At 49.2% G+C, this 17,906-nt stretch carries 12 protein-coding genes and 1 pseudogene; 12 read left to right on the forward strand and 1 reads right to left on the reverse strand.

From position 1 onward, the window contains the following. Positions 1–301: 301 nt before the first annotated feature. The 8 genes from BUF15_RS22435 (at position 302) to BUF15_RS22470 (ending at position 11,427) form a co-directional block, all read left to right on the forward strand. Complete coding sequence (locus BUF15_RS22435; protein WP_073615992.1) at positions 302–1,681, forward strand: PTS mannitol transporter subunit IIBC; 1,380 nt, start codon at positions 302–304, stop codon at positions 1,679–1,681. 139 nt (positions 1,682–1,820) lie between these two features. Beyond that, positions 1,821–4,451 carry a phosphoenolpyruvate--protein phosphotransferase gene (gene ptsP / locus BUF15_RS22440; RefSeq protein ID WP_084554388.1) on the forward strand — a complete coding sequence of 877 codons (2,631 nt, stop codon included), beginning with the start codon at positions 1,821–1,823 and terminating at the stop codon, positions 4,449–4,451. A gap of 27 nt (positions 4,452–4,478) precedes the next feature. Next, on the forward strand, positions 4,479–6,215 hold the full coding sequence (locus tag BUF15_RS22445; protein WP_073615994.1) for an alcohol dehydrogenase catalytic domain-containing protein: 1,737 nt from the start codon (positions 4,479–4,481) through the stop codon (positions 6,213–6,215). 3 nt (positions 6,216–6,218) lie between these two features. Next, a complete protein-coding gene (pfkB, locus tag BUF15_RS22450; protein WP_073615996.1) occupies positions 6,219–7,148 on the forward strand; it encodes a 1-phosphofructokinase in 930 nt (309 codons plus the stop codon). Between the two features lie 232 nt (positions 7,149–7,380). Continuing rightward, positions 7,381–8,361, forward strand: a complete 981-nt coding sequence (locus BUF15_RS22455) for a class II fructose-bisphosphate aldolase (protein WP_073615998.1) — start codon at positions 7,381–7,383, stop codon at positions 8,359–8,361. 68 nt (positions 8,362–8,429) lie between these two features. After that, positions 8,430–9,449 carry a type I glyceraldehyde-3-phosphate dehydrogenase gene (gene gap, locus BUF15_RS22460; protein ID WP_073616000.1) on the forward strand — a complete coding sequence of 340 codons (1,020 nt, stop codon included), beginning with the start codon at positions 8,430–8,432 and terminating at the stop codon, positions 9,447–9,449. Positions 9,450–9,579: 130 nt separating this feature from the next. Beyond that, on the forward strand, positions 9,580–10,875 hold the full coding sequence (gene eno / locus BUF15_RS22465) for a phosphopyruvate hydratase (RefSeq protein WP_073616002.1): 1,296 nt from the start codon (positions 9,580–9,582) through the stop codon (positions 10,873–10,875). A gap of 339 nt (positions 10,876–11,214) precedes the next feature. Then, positions 11,215–11,427, forward strand: a complete 213-nt coding sequence (locus tag BUF15_RS22470) for a hypothetical protein (protein ID WP_143170838.1) — start codon at positions 11,215–11,217, stop codon at positions 11,425–11,427. 92 nt (positions 11,428–11,519) lie between these two features. Here BUF15_RS22470 and BUF15_RS22475 read toward each other — a convergent pair whose 3' ends face one another. After that, positions 11,520–13,088, reverse strand: coding sequence for an L-serine ammonia-lyase, iron-sulfur-dependent, subunit alpha (locus BUF15_RS22475; RefSeq protein ID WP_073616017.1), 1,569 nt, complete (start codon positions 13,086–13,088; stop codon positions 11,520–11,522). Between the two features lie 449 nt (positions 13,089–13,537). Between BUF15_RS22475 and BUF15_RS22480 the strand changes: the two genes are divergently transcribed. From BUF15_RS22480 to BUF15_RS22495, 4 genes and pseudogenes are all read left to right on the forward strand, one after another. Beyond that, positions 13,538–14,239 (forward strand): FadR/GntR family transcriptional regulator, encoded by a 702-nt coding sequence (locus BUF15_RS22480; RefSeq protein WP_073616006.1) that lies wholly within the window; start codon positions 13,538–13,540, stop codon positions 14,237–14,239. Positions 14,240–14,365: 126 nt separating this feature from the next. Further along, positions 14,366–15,355: an ornithine cyclodeaminase family protein gene (locus BUF15_RS22485; RefSeq protein WP_073616008.1), complete on the forward strand. Its 990-nt coding sequence runs from the start codon at positions 14,366–14,368 to the stop codon at positions 15,353–15,355. Between the two features lie 596 nt (positions 15,356–15,951). Next, positions 15,952–17,394: a sigma-54-dependent transcriptional regulator gene (locus BUF15_RS22490; RefSeq protein WP_073616010.1), complete on the forward strand. Its 1,443-nt coding sequence runs from the start codon at positions 15,952–15,954 to the stop codon at positions 17,392–17,394. Positions 17,395–17,671: 277 nt separating this feature from the next. Beyond that, positions 17,672–17,906: pseudogene (locus tag BUF15_RS22495) on the forward strand (IS256 family transposase); the annotation flags it as partial.

Here is a 17,906-nt window from a genome sequence, read left to right on the forward strand (position 1 = left end):
CTTAAAGTCTGGCAAGAAAAAAAGCGTTGACAGCTATACATGTAAACGTTTACATTTTATTTAAGTTTAGACTTTCTTGAGTTTTTACATGAAGGGGCCAGTCTCAATTACCCTATTGGGCGAATGGCGCTTGGCCAGTTAGCACTAACCTATCTATTGTGAGGAGAAAACCAAAATGAAAGAGAACATTCAACGGCTAGGTGGTTTCGTAGCTGGCGCGATTACCCCGAACATTGGTGCTCTTATCGCCTAAGGTTTGATTATGCATTATTTAATAACCATGTAACTTGGAGGTCTATTTATGTCCGCTAAAGCTGTGAAAGTAGGTGTTCAGTCCTTTGGAAGGTTTTTGAGCGGTATGGTTATGCCAAACATTGGCGCATTTATCGCTTGGGGATTGATCACTGCGTTGTTTATACCCACCGGTTGGTTACCTAGTGAGAAATTAGCATCACTGGTTGGCCCTATGATCACCTATTTACTTCCACTCTTAATTGGTTATACCGGTGGCAAGATGGTAGGTGGTGACCGTGGTGCTGTAGCAGGAGCCGTTACAACAATGGGGGTTATTGTCGGTAGTGGAATCCCGATGTTCATGGGTGCTATGATTGTTGGCCCATTGGGAGGTTTGGCAATAAAGAAATTTGACGAGCAGGTTCACGGTAAGATCAAACCTGGATTTGAAATGCTGGTCAATAATTTCTCTCTCGGCATTATTGCCATGGTGGTCGCCTTGGTTGCCTATGTTGTAATTGGGCCGCTCGTTTCTGTAATCACAAAGTCCCTGGGGGCTGGCGTAGCTTGGATTGTCAATATGCATCTCTTGCCTCTCGTATCAATCCTTGTTGAGCCTGCAAAAATTCTGTTTTTAAATAATGCCATAAACCATGGTGTTTTCACACCATTGGGGGCAGAGCAGGCTGCTAGCGTCGGAGCTTCCATTTATTATCTGATTGAAACCAATCCAGGTCCTGGCATGGGCATTCTCTTAGCATATATGGTCGCGGGTAAAGGAACAGCGCAGAAGTCAGCCTATGGTGCATCGATCATTCATTTCTTTGGTGGTATTCATGAAATCTATTTTCCTTACATTCTCATGAAGCCGAGATTGATCATTGCCGTGATCGCCGGTGGCATGGTTGGTGTTGGTTTTAACATGGTCACCGGTAATGCCCTGGTTGGCCCGCCATCACCTGGTTCTGTGTTTGCCTTGACCCTGATGTCTACAAAGGGAATGGGTATTGTTTTAACCTTGAGTTCTATTGCGGTTTCCGCCGTTGCTTCTTTTGCAATTGGAGCAGTAATCATTCGCAGAGACGCCTCGGAAACTGATGACCTGGAAGCAGCAACTGCCGCTGTTGCCGCAAATAAGGCCCAGGCAAAAGGACAGGCGATCCCCGTCGCGGCAGGAAGTATCCGATCAATTGTTGTGGCTTGTGATGCTGGCATGGGATCTTCAGCTATGGGAGCAACAGTATTGCGCGGCAAAATTAAAAATGCCGGCTTGCATATTACTGTCACCAACGCAGCTATTAATGATCTGAAGGATGCGGATATCGTCATTACTCAAAATGAATTGACTGATCGCGCTCGGTCTATATTGCCGCAAGCACAGCATTTCAGCATCGATAATTTCATGGATGCAAGCTTCTATGACGAGCTGGTCGCCAAACTGGCATAAATGAATGGTTGGGAATACGGGAACCCTGAAAATCACTTCACTTTTCAAGGTTCCCGTGTGGCGCTTAACAATACGGAGGTAGTAAGGCGGTACGCGGATGATCTGTTAAAAGACCAATGTACCTTTAAAGGAGATAGATATGTCTTTTTTTAAAAAATTGCTCGGTGGGCAAAAGAAATCAGAACTCACCGACAAGCCAGAAGTGTCTGAAAAAATAGTTCAGGCGCCCGTGCCGCGAGATCAGGAAACTGCCGAGGAAGATACTCTGATGGTGAGTCCTGAGCAGATTGTATTAAATGCCAATGTAACGACAAAGGACGATGTGCTTGAGCTGATCTCTCAAAACTTGTCCTCCTTGGGCCTCGTCAGGGGAAACTATTTGGATGCACTCAGAGGGCGTGAAGATAAAGTCAGTACCTATCTGATTAATGGTGTCGCAATCCCGCACGGTGTAAACGAAGCAAAAGAGCAGGTCATTAAGAGCGGTGTTTTTATCGTACAGGCACCTACAGGTGTCACCTGGAATGACAAGGGCGACGTGGCCCGCTTGATTGTCGGGATCTCGGCAAAAGGCAAGGATCATTTGAGCTTGTTGCAGCGTTTGACGGAAGTCGTCATGGATGAAGCTTTGGCCGAGCAACTGGCTACCACAACAGATAAAGCCGATATTTTAAATGCGCTGAATGGGGCAGAGCAGAAGGTATCTGCACAGTTGGAAGATTATGCAGTTATCGCTGAGGCAAAGGTTGTTGATACCCAAGGGATGCACGCCCGCCCAGCCAGCCTGATTTCAGAGCGCGCCGCAAAGTTTTCAGAAACGGATATACGTATTCGAAACGATCAGAAGACGGCAACGGCTAAATCTATGGCATCACTTTTGTCCATGGGCGCAAGTCTTGGCGATGTTTTGATAATTTCCGCTCAAGGGCCCGAGGCGGAACAGGCCGTCCAAATTCTGTCTGAAATGATTAACCAGGGGCTCGACAATGAAGAAGGGCAGGACAATGCATCGTATAAACCTCTAGCCGTACTCTCTGCCCTCACCGATGTTCAGTGTCGTGAAACGATACGTGGGTCCGCTGCATCACCTGGTATCACCATGGCCCCTGCGTTCCGATTGAAAGCGGGCCAGATAAAATATGAGGAGAATGCACAAGACCCTAAAGAGGAGGCAAAACTTTTCAGCACTGCTCTGGCCAAGGCTGCCCAACAACTGGATGAACTGAAAGCCAACCTGCAAAGCAGGGCTCCAAACGAAGCCGCCATTTTACATGCTCAAAAGCAATTGTTGCAGGATGAGCTCGTCTTAACCGACTGTGAAAAGTTCATTGTAAACGGTAAGACCGCTGCCTGGTCTTTTCATCAAGCCATTGAAAAGCAGGTCGAGTCATTACGAACAGTTGAAAACGAGCGGCTGAAAGCCAGGATTGCAGATCTCATCGATGTGCGTGATCGGGTATTGGCCCTGATGGTGCCCGCTGTGTCAGCAGTTGATTATCCACAAACAGATTTCATTTTAATGGCAAAAGAGCTCACGCCTTCACAGACCGCCGGATTGCAAGGCCTGGAAGTTCGCGGCATCTGTACAGAGCTTGGCGGCCCCAATAGTCATATGGCAATCCTTGCTCGAGCTCTTGGCATTCCAGCGGTTGTTGGGTTAGGCGAAGGAAGCCTGAAGAACATTGAGAATGGCGAATTGATTATAGTCGATCCGCAAGCCTCGTCCATTTACGTTGATCCTGATGATGCAACGCAGAAACAGGGGAGGGAATGGATAGCACAGTGGGAACAGATACGTAAGGCAGAAGGTGCGCAAAAATATAAGGCAGCCGAAACACTGGATGGTCACCACGTCGATGTTGTCTGTAATATCGCCAAGCCGGAAGACGCCAAACTTGTCTTGGAAAATGGTGGCGAAGGTGTGGGTTTGTTACGAACAGAGTTCCTTTTTGAATCTTCAGCTGCGGAGCCAACGGTTGAAGAGCAATGCGAGAGTTTAAAAGCCATTGTCGAAGAACTTGGCAGTCGTCAGTTGATCGTTCGTACTGCGGATATTGGTGGAGACAAACCCGTGTCCTGGATGCATATCCCCCAAGAAGAAAACCCTTTTCTGGGAATGCGGGGGATCCGCCTCTCGTTTAAATATGAAGATATGTTCAGGCGTCAACTGGAAGCCATTTATCAGACAGCGATCTGGCAGAAAGAGACAAGCGGATCAACCGGGTTGCACATTATGTTTCCGATGATCGGTAGGATGTCGGAGTGGAGCAAAGCTCGAGATATCACTGAGAGTGTTCGTTTACAGTTAAACGCTCCCAAGTTGCCGCTGGGCATTATGATCGAGGTGCCATCTGCGGTGATGATTGCCGAGCATTTAGCGAAAGAAGTGGATTTTTTCTCGATCGGTTCAAATGACTTAACGCAGTACACCTTAGCCATAGATCGCGGCCATCCTGATCTGTGCTGTGAAGCTGACAGTTACCATCCTGCACTGGTGAGAATGATCGAGATGACGGTAAAAGCTGCACGGGCCCATGGAAAATGGGTTGGTGTATGCGGCAATGCGGCTGCTAGCCCTAATCTCGCTACCCTGCTGGTCGGGCTGGGAGTAAGTGAACTGTCTGTCAGTCCAGCCAATGTGGCTGCAGTGAAAAATATTATCCGTGCAGTGAACTATAGCAAATTACAGGAAAAAGCGAATAAAGCATTAGAGCTGGAAAGTTCAGAAGCTATTATGGCGCTGTATAAGATTAATGACGATCTGCTGTAGCGTCTTTAACATTTTCAGGAGGCAGTCGTGACATCACAATATAAGAAATACCATTCACCAGAGATTACAGTGCCGGAAAAAGGATTAGTCTGGAATATGTATGGTGCAGGTGACGAGAATATAGGAAAAGACGGAAAACCGGAGCAATTGCCGATACCAAAACCTGGTGCCAACCAGATGCTGGTACGTATTGACTCGGTAGGACTATGTTTTTCTGATGTAAAGCTGATCAAGATGGGTGGAAGTCACCCTAAGTTGTATAATCGTGATCTGTCAAAAGAGCCGGGTAGACTTGGCCACGAAGCGTCCTTGACTGTCGTTGAAGTTGGTGAAGAATTACAAGACCGATATTACCCAGGTCAACGGCTTGCAGTACAGCCCGACATCTATCAAGACGGCAAAAGCACCGCCTACGGCTACACCATCCCCGGTGGCCTTATTCAGTATCACCTGATTGGGCCCGAGATGCTTGAGACCGATGAAGGCGAGTGTTTATTGCCGGTCGACGATTCCATGGGATATGCGGAAGCCTCACTCCTGGAGCCCTGGGGCTGTGTGCTTGCCGCGTACACCCAGCGCAGGCGGCTCGATCCTAAAAATGGCGGTGTCATGTGGATCGTTGGTAGGCGTGGAGACAATGCTGAGTACCTATTCTCAAGAGGTCTCGATGCCCCGGCGGTCATTATCCTCTCCGATGTTCCTGAAGCTGTTTCTGCTATTGTCGAAAAAGCGAAAGCAAAAATCATCGTTCGTAATGGTGTCACCCCTGACCAGTTTGAAGAGTTGGCCAAGGAGTTTACTGATGGATTGGGTTTTGATGATATCGTTATTCTTGCGCAGACATCTGCGGATCTGGTCGGAAAAATTGCAAAATACAGCGCCCGTCGGGGAACCATAAACATGGTCGGAAAGGCTCCGCTGGATGGACTGGTCGATACTGATGTCGGCCGTCTTCACTACGATTATATCGCCTTTATCGGCAACCAGGGTCCGGATATCGCTGCTTCCTATGGGGGAGAGCGTAACCGTTGCGAGCTGTTTCCAAAAGGAACAACTGTCTTCGTCGGTGCCGGCGGCCCCATGGGACAGATGCATGTACAGCGTGCTCTCGAACTGCCGGACGGACCCACTACGGTCATCGCCACCGAGGTGAGTGATCAGCGGCTTGCTTCCATCCAGGAACGTTTTGCATCTCTGGCTGAAAAGAAGGGTCGAAAACTGTTTACTTTCAATCCACAAACCAGCGAGAAATCACTTCATGATTTTGTCATGGAACTGACAGGCGGAAAAGGTGCTGAAGATGTGGTAGTGAGTGTACCCATTGCAGGTGTCATGGCCGAAGGCGACACCCTCATGAACGAAAACGGAATGCTAGTCTTTTTTGCAGGCGTTCCCAACGGTACCATGGCCCCAATGAACCTGAATAACGTCTATATGAATAACGCCCAATATACAGGCACCTCTGGGCTTACTCTGGACGATCAGCGTCAGGTACTGAGCCAGGCGTCAAAGGGATCGCTCTCTCCAGGACGTAGTGTCGGTGCAATTGGTGGTATGAATGCGGCGAAAGAAGGCATTAAGGCAGTCATTGATGGGAAATACGCTGGCAAGATTGTTATTTTCCCACAGCTTGAGGATTTACCACTCTTAGGCCTGGATGAACTTGAGAAGAGTTTGCCCGAAGTTGCTGAAAAACTCGAACCCGGCAACATGTGGACTGTTGAAGCGGAAGAAGCGCTTTTTGAAAAATACTGGAAGGAGTGAAAGATGATATTCACTGTTACACTCAATCCAGCAGTTGACCGGGAAATGACCGTTGATGCTATTTCCTTCGATACTGTCCTTCGAGCCACGGATTGGCAGGTAGACTGCGGCGGGAAGGGATTTAATGTTGCCCGCATGCTGAAGTCACTTGGTATTTCGAGTGTGGCTCTGGGTTTTGCAGCTGGAAAAAGTGGGGAGATGCTCAATGACAAGCTCCGATCCCTTGATATTGAGACTGATTTCATCTGGGTTAAGGGGGAGACACGCACCAATGTGTCCATTGTAAGTAGTGAAAATGGGCAGTATGTGAAGGTCAATGAGCCTGGACCGTCCATCAGTGACACTGATCTTGCGCAACTGGCCCAAAAGATAGGTGACCGGGCCCAGGCCGGGGATTGGTGGGTACTTGCCGGCAGTCTGCCTCCTGGGGTTCCACCTACCTACTATTCGAAGCTGATTACCATTATTCAGGCGGCTGGGGCAAAGGTATTCCTGGACACAAGCGGCGAGGCTTTGCGTCAGAACTGTGCAGCTAGACCTCTGCTGGTCAAACCAAATGACGAGGAAGCCCATGAGCTGACCGGGCTTCCTGTCAGCACGAAAGCGGAGATTGCATCCGTCGGTACGGCAATTTCTTCCATGGGTCCTGTGAGTGTGATTATCTCGCTCGGTAAAGAGGGTGCTGTTCTGGTGAATGATGGTAAAGCGTGGATGGCCGTCAGTCCGGAAATCGTAGCAGCCAATCCTATCGGCGCGGGCGATTCAATGGTCGCCGGAGTTGTCTGGGGGCTCAGTCAGGGCGACAGCATGCAGGACGCCCTCTGCAAAGGAATTGCCTGTGGCGCTGCAACAGCCAGCCAGAAAGGTACATCGGTTGGCTCTCTCGAACAGGTCAAGCAGTTACTGGCAGAGGTGCAACTGGAAGAAATATAGCTGGTTCATGGAGTTTGTTTTCTTACCAAACCTGATTGGCTCTGAGCTAGATTATCCAGTTTGCGAGTGGTTGTATGGTGCCTTAGATCACCTGTTCTCTTGATGTCATCGGCAGCAAATAGATTTTTAGCGCCAGAAAAAATGTAAGGCACTCTGTTACTGATTGATTTTATCCCCACCATGAACACTGTCTGTTACAAGGCAGCCCAGGCACATACTACGGAGATTTTTGATGACTGCTTCTATTATATATGAGAAACTTGGGTTAGTGAACACCAGGGAGATGTTTCAAAAGGCAATGGAAGGCAGATATGCTGTTCCAGCATATAATTTCAATAATATGGAGCAGCTACAGGCTATCCTGATCGGTTGCGTGCAATCTGCTTCTCCTGTTATTTTACAAGTCTCCGGTAGTGCCAGGGAATACGCTGATGCCGTGATGATGCCCTACATGGTGGAAGGCGCGGTCGCCATGGCCCGGAATATGGGCAGCAATATTCCCATTGCGCTCCATCTGGACCATGGTAACACTTTTGAGTTAGCCAAGGAGTGTATAGACAGTGGTTTCTCCTCGGTTATGATTGACGGTTCACACCATTCCTTTGAGGATAATATCCGGCTCACCGCAGAAGTTGTGGAGTACGCCCATAAAAAAGGCGTGACCGTTGAAGGGGAATTGGGGGTATTGGCAGGTGTCGAGGATGAGGTATCTTCTGCTGTGAGTCATTATACCCAGCCAGAAGAGGTGGAAGAATTTGTCTCGAAAACAGGTGCAGACAGTCTGGCGATCTCCATTGGGACCTCCCACGGCGCTCATAAATTCAAGTTGAAGCCGGGCGAGGAACCACCGAGCTTGCGTTTTGATATATTAGAGGAAATCGAAAAACGTCTTCCTGGGTATCCTATCGTCCTGCACGGTGCATCATCGGTATCGCCTGAGCACGTCGCCATGATCAATCAATTTGGCGGTAATCTGGAAAGTGCAGTGGGGATCCCTGCAGTGCAACTGCGGCGGGCCGCACAATCAGCGGTGTGTAAAATAAACATCGACAGCGATGGACGTCTTGCCATGACCGCCATAATCCGAAAAATATTCAGTGAGAAGCCGTCCGAATTCGATCCACGAAAGTATCTTGGTCCGGCACGAACTGAACTTATCGAACTGATAAAAGCAAAAAATGAAGATGTACTCGGCAGTGCCGGAAAGGCCTGATTAGACAGGCAACGTTTGGCAGGGACGTCGATTCATCTCATCTAACAAATATAACGGGAGAAAAGAGTATGCTTAAAATTGCTATCAATGGTTTCGGAAGAATAGGAAGGCTTTCATTTCGAAAAATTGTTGGAGATGATCGTTTTGAAGTTGTAGCAATTAACGATTTAACAGATCCAAAGATGCTTGCTCATCTTCTGAAATATGACAGTGTCCAGGGGCGTTTTGCAGGACATACTGTCGAAAGTGATGAGGATTCGCTTATCATTGACGGTAAGAAAATCAGGGTCTACAAAGACCCGGAACCGAAGAATCTTCCCTGGGGCAAACTTGGAGTGGACATCGTTTTAGAATGTACCGGATTTTTCTGCTCGAAAGCCAAAAGCCAGGCGCATATTGATGCCGGTGCAAAGAGGGTTCTTATTTCAGCCCCTGCAGGCAATGACCTGCCAACTATTGTGTATGGCGTAAATCATCACACGCTGAAAAGTGATGATCTCATTGTCTCCGGTGCCTCCTGTACAACCAATTGCCTTGCGCCCATGGCGAAGGCCTTGAATGATTATCGTGAGTTGCGGACAGGATTCATGACCACAATTCATGCATATACGGGCGACCAGAATATTATTGATGGACCGCATCGTAAAGGTGATTTTCGGCGTGCAAGAGCTGGCGCAATTAACATTGTCCCTAATTCAACCGGTGCTGCGAAAGCGATCGGTCTTGTCATTCCTGAACTTGCCGGCAAGTTGATCGGGTCAGCACAGCGCGTTCCGGTTCCTTCTGGTTCCATCACTATTCTTGATGCTACGTTAAAAGATGAAACCGACTCTGTAACTGTTGAGGGACTCAATGAAGCCATGAAAAAGGCATCCGATGAATCCTTTGGCTATTCTGACGAGGAATTGGTGTCAAGCGATACGATTGGTATGAGCTATGGTTCACTTTTCGATAGCACTCAAACTCTTGCCCAACGTTGTGGGACAAATATTTACGAGGTGAGGGTTGTCGCCTGGTATGACAATGAAATGAGTTATGTCTGTCAATTAATCAGAACGTTAAACCACTTGGGAAGTCTAATGAGGTAAGCGCACTTTCTCAAGTTGTTAAAAGATCCCCCGGTTTACGCCGGGGGATCTTTTACGTCTCAACTCCAGCAAAAGCTGACTTACGCACATGCCGGAAATTAGATATTTTCTCAAAAGGAGGGCACTCATCATGTCAAATATCAGTAAGATAATAGGCCGAGAAGTAATGGATTCACGGGGTAACCCCACTGTTGAAGCGGACGTCTACCTTGAATCTGGAGCCTGGGGCAGGGCTTGTGCTCCATCAGGTGCCTCCACTGGCTCCCGGGAAGCACTAGAATTGAGGGATGGCGATAAGAATCGATATATGGGTAAAGGTGTTTTAAAGGCTGTTTCGGCAGTAAATGATGTCATTCAACCGAGCCTGCTTGGGCACAGCGCCTATGATCAAAAAAGGGTCGATCAGATAATGATTGATCTTGATGGAACAGACAACAAGGACAAACTCGGTGCCAATGCCATCCTGGCGGTCTCGTTAGCCAATGCGAAAGCTGCTGCCATGGATAAAAAGATTCCTCTCTATCAGCATATTTCCGAACTGAACGGAACCCCGGGTATCTATCTCATGCCGGTCCCAATGATGAACATCATCAATGGGGGAGAACATGCGGATAACAATGTTGATATCCAGGAGTTCATGATCCAGCCCGTTGGTGCGAATAATTTCCGGGAGGCCCTGCGGATGGGTGCGGAAGTGTTCCATAACCTGAAAAAGGTACTGAGCGGCAGAGGCTTGAGCACTGCAGTGGGCGACGAAGGTGGCTTTGCACCCAACCTCTCCTCAAACGAGGAGGCGCTGGCAGTTATTGTTCAAGCTGTAGAGGCCGCAGGTTATCAAATGGATAAGGATATCACCCTGGCCCTCGACTGCGCCGCGTCTGAATTCTATACAGATGGAAATTACAACCTGAAAGGTGAGGGGAAAATCTTTAATTCTGAACAATTCGGAGACTATCTCGCTGAACTCAGTGAGAAATATCCGATTATTTCCATTGAAGATGGCCTTGACGAAAGTGACTGGACCGGATGGTCGAGCCTGACCAAAAAGATCGGTGAGCGCCTTCAGCTCGTTGGCGACGATCTCTTTGTGACGAATACGAAGATTTTGAAGAAGGGGATCGACACGGGTGTGGCGAACTCAATTCTCATTAAATTTAACCAGATCGGTTCATTAACAGAGACTCTTGATGCGATCCGCATGGCCAAGGAGGCAGGCTATACCGCGGTGATCTCCCATAGAAGTGGCGAGACGGAAGATGCAACTATTGCAGATCTTGCCGTGGGAACAGCCGCAGGGCAGATCAAAACTGGCTCCCTGTGTCGTTCCGACAGGGTTGCAAAATATAATCAGTTGCTGCGTATAGAAGAAGAGTTGGCTGGCAAGGTGAGTTACCCGGGGCGTAAAGCAATAAAGGGTCAAGAATGATTGAATGGGGTTTATCACCTTTGACGTTGCAAGCAGTAACGGGGCTCGTTTCAGGTCTCTGTTGCTAAGTGATTATGTAGTTCCAAACCCTTCTTGAATTGGCCAAATCCAAAGTGGGTACCGAATTTTCATCTCGGGTACCCACTATGAATTGTAAGCTTTTTTGCAAGGTGGTGGCCACCCTCCAGGTTGCTCCGATGAAATATGCGAGGGCAATGCAGGCGAATGGCCATGGTGCATAAGGCTATATAATAACTATCGAAAAGCATCTCCAAGATAACAAAAGAAAAAAATTATTATATGTGAGGAAGAGTTGGTTATTGCGACCCGAAGAAAGTGTTGCCTGTTCTCCTTGAAGACTTGAAAAGTCTTGAATACAGGGGATATGACACCGCTGGTATTGTCTATCTGGAGAACGGCAAACTGGTAAAATACAGGTCGCAGGGGAAGCTCACAAATCTTGAGAATCTCATCGGTGATGAGATACCTGCATCTTCTCATATTGGTCTCTGTCTTTCGAGGAGTCTTGCATTGGAGATACTCGACCATTGAAAACCGATAGTGTTTTTTGCTGTCAGCTGCAGGTACGATACGCTCAGCAGGCCAAACCCTGCAGAAAGGCCGGGTCTGGCAAACCAGCGGCCTTATTCCGGCTCAGAAAGGCAGGCATTGCTCGCCAATGCCTGCTCAATCCTTTTCGAGGTAGGGGTCAGTGACAACCCGCCGCGCGCCGTGCAGCGCAACTCATGCGGTAAGGCGCGGCCGACGTTGTCCATTGCCGCCACCGTCTCGTCAAAGGGGATCACCTGGTCGAATCCGGCCAGGGCCAGGTTGGCACAAGAGACACCGTTGCTTGCTGCGAGGATGTTCTTGCCTAAGCAGGGAACCTCCACCCGGCCAGCAACCGGATCGCAGACCATGCCGAAAACATTCTGCAGGGCCATGGACGCGGCGCCCATGGCGGTCAACGCAGTACCGCCCAGCATCGTGACCATTGCCGCCGCCGTCATGCCGGAGCTTACTCCGCATTCCGCTTGGCAGCCGCAGATCTCGGCGGAGAACGTCGAGCGTGTGGCGATCAGGGCGCCGATAAGTCCAGCAGCCAGCAGTCCCCTCGCCTTTTCTTCCTGGGAAAGTTGCAGCTCGTCAGCCACGCCAAGTACCGTTCCGGGCAGGCCACCGCACGATCCGGCAGTTGGCGCGGCGATGATGACACCCATGGCACTTTTCGCCTCCATGAGCGCAGTGACATACGGAATGACCCGATCAAGCACTCCGAGGCCCAGCAGCTTTTTTTCCTCATGCGCCCTCTGATATTTGCCCGACTGATACCCCAGAATTCTGTCGCCGTATTCCGTGCCCGCCAGGCCGGTCTTCACAGAATTCTCAAGGATCTCGACAATCTCCAGCATTCTGGCGAGAACCTCGCTTTCCGCAATATTGCCCCGTGCCGCCTCATAGCGGAGGGCCAGATCCGCAAGGCTTTTGTCACCGCCGGCAACGCGCATCATCTCCTCGGCGCTGGAGAATGGGACTGACATCTCCGGCGCAGTGAGAATGGGCAGAACCGGGAGGAGGATTCTGATGTGGTCGACACCATATTCAGCTTCAATTTGGTGAAGGAGGTCGGTTTGAAACGGGAGAGGTCTGGTTGCAAAAATCAGCGATTGCCCAGTGGTGTTTCCGCATGTCACCTTACAGCCGATTCCTTCCAGCATCTCCCGGATACCTTCCCGGCCAGCACCTGTCCATACCGCCAGACCATAGTTGTCACCAAAAAACGAGATCGGCAGGTCATCGATTCTTGTGACCTCGATCATGCCGCCCCCCGTGGAAATGGCCACCAAGCTGTGTTGTTCCCTACCATTTTTCAATGCCAGGTTGTAGGTGTTCGGGTGCTGGTCACCCAAGTTGTCCATAATATAGGCAACCTTCAGGCCAGCGTTCTGAAGCTCCCTTTTGTAGTCGATCAGCCGTTCGTCTGCGGCATCGAAACCAAGGAGTCCCCCGCACAGTCCCATGTCAGAGCCCTGAGAAATATAAGTGGTTGGGAGCGAGCCGCTCAGGTCGAAGGAGGTCACGACCTCGGTGAGTCCTCCGCCCATCACGTCCCGGGCGATCCTGCCGATGCGAACCGCTGCAGCACTATGCGAGCTTGATGGGCCGCGCATGACCGGCCCAATGACGTCATTGAATATGCTGGGTATGTTCATCCCGTTGTTCTCCAGGAAACTGTGAAAATTACGACGCACAGGTGCTGCCATTTTCTCCTGTGCCGGAGTAGCTGGGTCGGTCTTTTGCCGAGTGCTCAGCTACTGTTACCATGGGGGGGGGGCAATGGCAATGGATGATTTGTCTGATGTATTTCGCCAATATTAGCATGGATAAATCACTGGCCAAATTGATAATCACGCCCTTTGTTATATGTTCGTATTTCCTTTTATAATTGACATGCAACAATGGGGGAGCAGCGCCCAGGTCAGAAAACCACAGCTTCACAAAGGTATAAACATCTGATGTATGTGTTTGACAACGAAACATCGACCCTGTAGGCTCTGGACGGGCGTATCATCTGGCAGGAAAATATGTCAGACGGGGGATGAGGCACCACCACACAGGTAACATTAACGAGGCAAAATGCTCTCTTTGGGTGCAAAAATCTATGAAGATACTTCAGATTGAGGCAACGTCAGCATCGGACGGTGTGGTGAAGCAGATTCTGGCTAACATCGAGTGTGGCGAACTGCGGCCGGGTGACAGACTACCGACCCAGGAACAGCTAGGAGAGATGCTCGGGGTAGGGCGCTCCTCGATCAGGGAAGCGACCAATGCCCTGGCCATCATGGGCTATCTAGAGATCATCCAGGGGCGAGGTACCTTTATCAAGAGCATGACTCCGGCAAAGGATGAATCGGAAGTTGCTGCACATCTGTTTGGCGTTGCCCCCAGCCTGCTTAACCTGCTTGAGATGAGAGAACTGCTGGAATGTTATGCCATTGAAAAGGCAGCGGATAGAGCAAGTGAAGAACGGTTGGAAGAACTGAAACAGGCGATGGATGACCTCGAGGCCTGCCGGGAGAAGGTCAGTGATTTTCTGTCCGCGGACCTGGCGCTCCACCTGGCTATTGCCATGGCTGCCGAGATGCCGGAGCTTGCTGAGATCATCAGGCATATTCACGTTGCGGTAAACAACAGACTCCCAGTGGCGTTTACCACCTCCACGGAGCAGAATATTCATAAGGCCATTGATACCGCACAGAAAATCTGCCTTTATATCGTTATGGGTGAAGCCGGTCAGGCAAAGCGCTGCCTGCGCAATCATCTGGCAATCAGTAGAGCAGTAATCGAGAATTTTAAAGAGTAACTGTCTTCCAGGGCAATTACCCGGAAGGGACCAAACAGCAACGTTGCAGTCCTTGCGTGCGCCAACAGGAGTGTCGGACCGGAACGAATGTACCTGAGTATCGAAGAACATAGAAAGGAGCCAAGCATGAGTGAGTATACGGTGAAAATTATCAGCGCCAGGGATATTGCCTGCTGTGTGGAGATGCCAGAGGCCATTGCCGCGATGAAGCAGGCGTTTTTGGCGGTAAGCACAGGCGAGGCGGTCATGCCGCTTCGGACCAGTATGCTGATCGAGGAACATGGTGGCTCAGCGCTGTTCATGCCGGCCTATCTTTCCAGGCTTTCCCGGGTTAGCCTCAAGACCGTGATGACTTACAAGAACAATCCGGCTCGAGGCCTGCCTGCCATTCACGGACTGGTCCAGCTTTATGACGGCGAGACGGGAAAGCCGCTTTCGATACTGGATGGCGAGCATCTTACCGCCCTGCGCACGGGCGCGGCCAGCGGGGTGGCGACGGATCAGATGGCAGCCCCTGATGCGCAACAGGCTGCCATTATCGGAGCTGGAGTCCAGGGGCGATGCCAGCTCGAATCGATCTGTGCAGTCAGGGATATCAAGCGGGCATATGTGCTCGATCGCTCCAGCCAGGCCATGGAGGATTTTGCTAAGGAAATGGGAAAGCGACTATCTCTTGACGTTCAACCGGCAGGGATCGACGTCCTGCCGGAGGTCGATATTATCTGCACAGCCACGCCATCCCGACAACCGCTCTTTCGCCATGAGATGCTCAAACCCGGGGTGCATATCAACGCCATCGGCGCATATCGACCCGACATGTGCGAAATACCGCCTGAGACTGTGCAAGGAGCGAGAGTATTTGTGGATCAGTATGAGGCCTGTCGCAATGAAGCAGGAGATCTCATCCAGCCGCTCGCGGCCGGGCTGATCAGTGAAGATCACATACGCCAGGAGCTTGGCACATTGTTAATGGGAGATGGAAAAAACAACAATCATCTGCATCGGGAAATAACGCTATTCAAATCGGTGGGGCTGGCTGTCCAGGATCTGGTTATAGCTTCGCTCATATACGAAAAGGCAACCACAATGCAAATCGGCACTGATGTCACGCTCTGATCAGGATTGCAAATGGGAAAAATTGAGGTCGGACCCTGCTGCGCATTAATGTAAGCTGATTCAACGAAAAGGGCCTTGCTAACATCGAAGGCAGCCGGTCCGCATGATGAATCCTCCATCTTTATTATCTTAGATGAATTCAAGATTGCACCATTAGCACGTAACTGCATCTCTTCAACACGACACAATCTCTTAAAAATTGTACCCAATACGAGAGAGCATGTTGAACGTATCAATACTTAAACGTATCTATAAAAGGTAAATGATACTGAAGTAACCTGGTGGATCAAAACACTTCATGGCTAGGCATGCCTCAATGGGTGGGGGCGGTTCCTCGCCCATTGAGAGCATCAGTAGATCTATGAAGGATGCCCCGAACCAAAGGAGATCCTCTCTCCTTCAGCATCTAGCTTTGTCTATAATCGGCCAAATTCTTGACAAAAAAACGTATATTGAAGAGAATCTGCATAAGGTATAACCCGCCGTCACTTCATCACACTGGTTTTAACAAAACTAAAGGAAATCGTTATGGGCAGTAGTGAACGATGATAGATCCATGACTAAAGCAGATTGTTTCATAAGAGAGACCTTACATTATGGCAAATGTGGTAATCATCGATGACGATTCAACGTTTCAGAGTCTTCTTTTAGAACACTGCGGTCTTTTAGGGCATGAAGCCAGTTTAGCCGGGAGCCTTGAAGAAGGAAAAAAGTTGCTAAGCAATCATCAAGCTGACCTGGTTTTCCTTGATGTCCGTCTTCCAGACGGCAACGGACTCGAGTTGCTCCCCTATATTCACGAACTTCCTTCTTCCCCTGAGGTCATCATCATTACCGGAATGGGCGACGCCAACGGTGCAGAAATGGCGATTAAAAACGGGGCATGGGATTATCTGCAAAAGCCGCTTTCGAGGCAGGAGATTATCCTTCATGTAAAAAGAGCGCTTGAATATCATGAAAAAAAGATACAGCGCTCATCTCATGTCAATCTCAAACGTGATGAGATTGTAGGCAAGAGTAAAGCACTTCGCTTCTGTCTTGATCAGGTTGCTCAATGTGCAGAAACCGATAGTGGAGTGCTGATTACCGGTGAGACAGGGACCGGTAAAGAGTTGTTTGCCAGGGCAATCCACCTCAACAGTTCACGGTCCAAGCGGCCTTTCATTGTAGTTGATTGTGCGAGTTTGCCTGAGAATCTCGTGGAAAGTATACTTTTTGGTCATGTCAAGGGAGCCTTTACTGGTGCCAACAGCGATCGGAGGGGGTTGGTTGAGCAGGCAGATGGCGGCACTCTTTTCATTGATGAAGTTGGTGAATTACCGATTGAGATCCAGAAAAGTTTTCTCCGGCTTCTACAGGAACGGGTCTATCGACCGTTAGGAAAAGACAGAGAGCATACAAGTGATTTTAGACTTGTTGCTGCTACTAACCGGGATCTTGAGGCAATGGTCCGACAGGGCACATTTCGTAGTGATCTGTTTTTCCGGCTGAATACTTTCAACATCCATTTACCTCCTCTTCGGGAGAGGGGGACGGATCTTGAGAAACTTACCATGAACTTCGTTTTTTCGATCTGCCGTCGTAATCGGTTGCCCATTAAAGGCGTTGCTCCGGAAACACTTGAGGCCCTGGAGGCATATTCCTGGCCGGGAAACATCAGGGAGTTGGAAAATACTTTGGACAAAGCAATAATTTCCGATCCTATGGCCCCGGTATTATATCCCATACATCTTCCACCGGAGATTCGTTTGTGCGGTATCCGCTCAAAAGTTTCCCTAAAGCATGAGCAGTTTCCGGAAGAACCATCTCACCATTTACCTGCCCCGACTACATATTCCCTGACGCTGCCGTTTTTTAAAGAATATCGTCGCCTGCAACTGAGCAGAATAGAAAAGCAATATCTGCAGAGGTTGCTAGCAGAAACCGAGGGCGATGGCGAATTAGCATGCAGATTGTCAGGACTAAGCCGATCTCGGTTGTATGGTTTATTGAAAATCCATTCTCTCTTTATGAAAGAGTTTTCCAGTCCTAAAAAATAGGACAACTTCCATACCGTATCCTACCCTTTAGTACTTTCGCTATTTTTTTTCCAATGTTGTTCGTCGTGTGATTTGTGTAATGCTCTGAATATATTTGACATATTCTAATTGTTACACTCTGGCACACATCTGGCAATGTCCTGATTTCAGTAGTCTCCAAAAGGGGAAATAAAGAGTTATGCTCAAAAGTGGTGTTTGAGGGAGAATTTAAAAAGAAATGACGTATCCTGTTGGAATCAGTTCGCCAAAACAGAATTCCAACAAAAAAGGATACGTCATGATCAACAGTAAAGTTATCACACTGAAAAAGCCAGGAGAGTTTGTCGAAGACCCGCTGACCGAACTGTTACGTACCGGCGCCCGACAACTCATTGCTGATGCGGTTGAGGCTGAATTGCAGGACCTGCTCCAGTATTACGCAGAGCTGAGAAATGAGAAAGGGCACATGCAGGTTGTGCGCAATGGCTATTTGCCTGAAAGAGAAATTCTCACAGGTCTTGGGCCGGTCAAGG

It is taken from the genome of Desulfopila aestuarii DSM 18488 (assembly GCF_900143695.1).
Lineage (GTDB): Bacteria > Desulfobacterota > Desulfobulbia > Desulfobulbales > Desulfocapsaceae > Desulfopila > Desulfopila aestuarii.

Excerpts from the sequence above, each read along its gene's own strand:
- BUF15_RS22435 (WP_073615992.1), top strand. The coding sequence starts at position 302 with ATGTCCGCTAAAGCTGTGAAAGTAGGTGTTCAGTCCTTTGGAAGGTTT.
- pfkB (WP_073615996.1), top strand. The coding sequence starts at position 6,219 with ATGATATTCACTGTTACACTCAATCCAGCAGTTGACCGGGAAATGACC.
- eno (WP_073616002.1), top strand. The coding sequence starts at position 9,580 with ATGTCAAATATCAGTAAGATAATAGGCCGAGAAGTAATGGATTCACGG.
- BUF15_RS22480 (WP_073616006.1), top strand. The coding sequence starts at position 13,538 with ATGAAGATACTTCAGATTGAGGCAACGTCAGCATCGGACGGTGTGGTG.
- BUF15_RS22455 (WP_073615998.1), top strand. The coding sequence starts at position 7,381 with ATGACTGCTTCTATTATATATGAGAAACTTGGGTTAGTGAACACCAGG.
- ptsP (WP_084554388.1), top strand. The coding sequence starts at position 1,821 with ATGTCTTTTTTTAAAAAATTGCTCGGTGGGCAAAAGAAATCAGAACTC.
- gap (WP_073616000.1), top strand. The coding sequence starts at position 8,430 with ATGCTTAAAATTGCTATCAATGGTTTCGGAAGAATAGGAAGGCTTTCA.
- BUF15_RS22475 (WP_073616017.1), bottom strand. The coding sequence starts at position 13,088 with ATGAACATACCCAGCATATTCAATGACGTCATTGGGCCGGTCATGCGC.
- BUF15_RS22490 (WP_073616010.1), top strand. The coding sequence starts at position 15,952 with ATGGCAAATGTGGTAATCATCGATGACGATTCAACGTTTCAGAGTCTT.
- BUF15_RS22485 (WP_073616008.1), top strand. The coding sequence starts at position 14,366 with ATGAGTGAGTATACGGTGAAAATTATCAGCGCCAGGGATATTGCCTGC.